The sequence below is a fragment of the Kaistella sp. genome (assembly GCF_049588135.1).
GTDB lineage: Bacteria > Bacteroidota > Bacteroidia > Flavobacteriales > Weeksellaceae > Kaistella.
The window spans coordinates 1-4,758 of the sequence record NZ_JBAVFG010000018.1 but is presented as its reverse complement, the minus strand read 5'-3'; the positions used below and the strand labels follow the sequence as shown (position 1 = coordinate 4,758).

At 35.6% G+C, this 4,758-nt stretch carries 4 protein-coding genes; all 4 read left to right on the top strand.

Going from position 1 to position 4,758, the window contains the following annotated elements; all coding sequences use genetic code 11:
• Positions 1-271, top strand: a 271-nt coding sequence (locus tag WBY99_RS01260) for a type II toxin-antitoxin system death-on-curing family toxin (protein WP_423974535.1), incomplete at its 5' end; no start/stop codon positions are given.
• Between the two features lie 79 nt (positions 272-350).
• Positions 351-1,247: a BatD family protein gene (locus WBY99_RS01255; protein ID WP_423974534.1), complete on the top strand. Its 897-nt coding sequence runs from the start codon at positions 351-353 to the stop codon at positions 1,245-1,247.
• A 4-nt stretch (positions 1,248-1,251) separates the two neighbouring features.
• A complete protein-coding gene (locus tag WBY99_RS01250; RefSeq protein ID WP_423974533.1) occupies positions 1,252-2,256 on the top strand; it encodes a vWA domain-containing protein in 1,005 nt (334 codons plus the stop codon).
• 495 nt (positions 2,257-2,751) lie between these two features.
• The coding region (locus WBY99_RS01245) for a M3 family metallopeptidase (protein ID WP_423974532.1) at positions 2,752-4,758 on the top strand (2,007 nt) is incomplete at its 3' end.

Below are 4,758 nucleotides of genomic sequence, written 5' to 3'. Positions count from 1 at the left end.
AGAACTTTACCCAAGTATCGAAGAAAAAGCCTCAATGTTACTTTATTTAGTAGTGAAAAATCATTCTTTTTCCGATGGAAATAAACGGATCGCTGCATTTTTATTTTTATGGTTTTTGGCCAACAATCAACTTCTTTACAAACCAGACGGAAGTAAATTATTAGAAAACAACACCTTAGTCGCTCTAACTTTGATGATTGCTGAAAGCAAATCTGAAGAAAAAGATACCATCGCAAAAGTGGTCGTCAATTTAATCAACAAAAACAATTAACTTGAAAGAAACTAAAATAAATATAAAAAAAGGAATTTGTACGCAGTACAAATCCCTCTCCTTTGGAGAGGGATTTAGGGTGAGAAAAATATTTTTAATCCTATTCGCATTCCTCCATGTTTTTGCCTATTCGCAAACATTGAGCTCCAAGCTTAACAAACAAACTTTGGCTTTGGGAGAGCCTGGCATTTTACACATTCACATTTCTAATTTACAGGCGAAAGATGTTTTGTCTGCTCCCAAAAATGAACTGCTTCCTTTTCATTTTGAAGAAATAAAAGACAGTATTAATAAGCAAGCTGACACTTACGATCGAATCATCGAATTTGCCGTTTACGACGAAGGCAAATTTACCATTCCAGCTTTGGATTTCAAAATTGGTGGCGAAGTTTTGCATACCATTCCTTATGATATTGAAGTCATTAACACCGCTCAAAAAGACGACAAGATTAATGACATCATGAAAAACAAAGAGGTGAATCTCGGCGTTCAGGATTACTGGCAAATGTACAAATGGTATGTTTTAGGAGTCCTGATTCTTTTAGCGATAATCTTTATCATTTATCAACTTATTAAATATGGAAAAAGAAAAAAATCTGATCCAGTCGTGATGACCAACCAAACATTGCGAGAATTAGATAAGTTGAAAAAGAAAAATTATATCGAAAACGGAAACTACCGATTATTCTATGTAGAATTACTAGATATCACACGGAACTTTATTACCAAACAATACAAAATTCCGGCAAATGTTTTACTCACGGACGATTTAATCGATGTCATAAAATTAAACAATACCATTTCCACCGAAAATGAAAAAACAATAGAAGACATTTTTTTAAGAGGAGATCTCGTGAAATTCGCAAAAGTTTTCCCCAATCAACAAAATATGCAAGACGATTTCGATCAAATGAAAGCTTTCGTAAAACGGTCTTCCAAAGATTTGGAAGCAGAACAATTAAGAACTGGAGTATAATAAAATGGCATTTAATTTTTTAAATTTTGAGTTTTACAGCCCGTGGTTCTTATTGCTATTTGTGGTTTTCATCCCTTTAATCATCCGTGATTTACGCAATAAAAAATACGCTGGAATCACCGTACCTTCCACCCAAAATATGGAAGAAAACAAATCGATTCTTTTCGTTTTATTCCTGCTGAAAATTTCAAAATACATTATTCTTTCTTGCCTAATCATTGCGATGGCAAGACCGCGAACATTTACCATTTCGCAAGACCAAGATGACAGCAAAGGAATCGATATCATGCTTTCCGTGGATGTTTCCCTCAGCATGTTGGCAAAAGATTTAGAACCCGACCGTTTAACGGCACTTCAAAATATTGCAAAAAAATTCGTCAATAGCCGACCTGGCGACAGAATCGGATTGGTAACTTACGCTGGCGAAGCATTCACCAAGGTCCCCATAACGTCCGATCATGCCGTAGTTATTGATGAGCTAAATCATCTTAGCACCTCTGAATTAACACAAGGAACCGCAATTGGCGAAGGACTTTCTGTAGCGGTCGCTCATTTAAAAAACAGCAAAGCAAAATCGAAAATCATTATTTTAATGACCGACGGTGTGAGCAATGTAGAAAACGTAATGCCTCCACAAGTCGCTGCCGAACTGGCACGCAGCAACGGAATAAAAGTTTATTCCATCGGAATTGGAACCAACGGTTACGCTTTGATGCCGACCCGACAAGATCTTTTTGGCGACTTGATTTTCACCGAAGAAGAAGTTCAAATCGACGAACCCGTGCTTCGAGAGATTGCGCAAACAACAGGTGGAAAGTACTTTCGTGCCTCGTCCAATCAAAGTTTAGAAGAAGTGTACAACGAAATAAACAAACTAGAAAAGACAGAATTGAAAACCACTAAACTCTATAATTATCAGGAATATTTCAGAAACTTCTTATGGATCGCTTTAGCTGTTTTGTTGGTGGATGTATTGTTGCGGTGGGTTTTCTACAAATTTTTAAGTTAGAAAAGGAATGCGTATTTTTAGGAGCAACAAGATTTTAGTTTCTTCGGAGAGCAGTCCCGCTGTCCACTATATCCCAAGCAGCAGCAATGCCTTCGCTTTTGGGGATGCCGTTTCCATCGGGGCTATAACTTCTGACCTTTTATCTTTAAAAAAAATATAGTTATTCGCAAGTCAACAGTTTGTACGGCTGCAAGATGATATGCAGTATGCTTTTCAGAATCAATTACTGCTAGACCAGAAATTTCCAAGCCCTACTTTAATTTACCCAATCCCGACCAAAAATAGGCAACAAAAAATGAGTTCTCCTCAAATTGAGATTTTTCATTTGTATGAGTGCTGAAAAAATAATACTTTTGATCCTGGGTAACTCGGGAAAACTCAAAATTAGAAGCTTGTCACCATCTACATAAGACATTCATAATCAACCATGTATTCTATCTTTTTATCGAAGCATTGATATTAAAAGATAAAACTTAATTAAACTAAAAAGCACAAATGCAAAATCCGTTACTACAAACATTTACAACAAAATACCAATCCGTACCTTTCAACGACATTAAAGAAGAACATTTTCTTCCGGCTTTTCAAGAACTTATTAAAACCTCCGAAAAAGAAATCACCGAAATTGTTGAAAACAAGGAAGAACCTACTTTCGAAAACGTGATTGAAGCATTGGCTTTTTCTAGTGAACAACTAGAAATTGTTTCGAGTATTTTTTTCAATTTAAATTCTGCCGAAACCAACGATGAAATCCAGAAAATTGCACAGGAAGTTTCGCCACTTTTAACGGAATATTCAGCGAAAATTTCTCAAAATGAAGCTTTATTTAATAAAATTAAAAAAGTTTACGACGAGAAAGAAAAATACAATTTAAACGAAGAACAACAAATGCTTTTGAACGAAACTTATAAAGGTTTTGTGAGAAGTGGCGCACTTTTAAACGATTGCGACAAAGAAAAATTTAAAAATATAAGTATTGAATTATCAAAAAAATCGCTTCAATTTGGGCAAAATGTTTTGGCAGAAACCAACAATTATTTCAAACATATTTCGGATGAAAAAGATTTGACAGGAATTCCAGAAGCAATTTTGCAACAATACCGCGAAGAAGCAAAAGAAAGAAACCTCGACGGATTTGTAGTGACTTTGCAATATCCAAGTTTCCTTCCGCTCATGACTTATGCTGAAAACCGAGAATTGAGAAAAGAATTGGCATTAGCAAATGGTAAAAAATCTTTTCAAAATAATGAATTTGATAACCAGAATTTAATTAAAGAAATTATTTCTTTAAAACAGGAAAAAGCGAAATTATTAGGTTACGAAAACTATGCAGAATATGTTTTGGAAGAAAGAATGGCAAAATCTCCCGAAAAAGTGAAAGTTTTCTTGAATGAACTTTTAGAAAAGGCAAAACCTTTTGCAGAGAAGGAAATTTCAGCATTGAAAGCCCTCGCAAAAGCTGATGGCATCGAAGAAATGGAAAGTTACGATCATACGTTCTACGCCGAAAAACTCCGCAAACAAAAATTCGATATTGATGATGAAGAACTAAAACCTTACTTTCAGTTGGAGAAAGTTCAGGACGCAGTTTTTGGTCTAGCTAAATCACTCTTTGGGTTAGAATTTAAAGAAACTACTGAAATTCAGAAATATAACGATGAAGTAAAAACCTACGAAATTTTTGAGGACGGAAAATTCAAAGCCCTACTCTATGCCGATTATTTCCCAAGAAAAGGAAAAAGAGCGGGTGCGTGGATGACGAGTTTTAAAAATCAATTTATTAAAAATGGGGAGAATAATCGTCCGCATATTTCGGTGGTTTGCAACTTTTCAAAGCCGATAACTATTGGCTCAAATATAGACACGCCAAGCTTATTAACCTTCCAGGAAGTGACGACGCTTTTTCATGAATTTGGGCACGCTTTACACGGCGTTTTGGCGAATACAACTTATCCGAATCTTTCGGGGACTTCGGTAAAATGGGATTTTGTGGAACTTCCGTCACAGTTTTTGGAGAATTATTGTTACGAACCTGAATTTCTGAAAACCTTTGCGAAACATTATCAAACAGGGGAAGTTCTACCAAATGAAAAAATTCAGAAAATCTCAGATTCCAAGAACTTTATGGAAGGTTATCAAACTTTAAGACAGATCGGATTTGGTATTTTAGATATGGGTTATCATACACAACCGGAAAAAGTAAATGATATCAAAACCTTTGAAGTGGAAGAAACCAAAGCGACGAATTTGTACCCAAGCAATCCAGAAACTGCGATGAGTACAAGTTTCTCCCATATTTTCCAAGGTGGATATTCGGCGGGATATTATTCTTACAAATGGGCGGAAGTTTTGGATGCGGATGCTTTTCAGTATTTTAAAGAAAACGGAATTTTTAATCCAGAAATCGCTGCGAAATATAAAATTCTCCTTTCTTCTGGCGGAACGAAAGATCCGATGAAACTTTATGTTGATTTCCGAGGAAGCGAACCGAAAGTGGAGAGT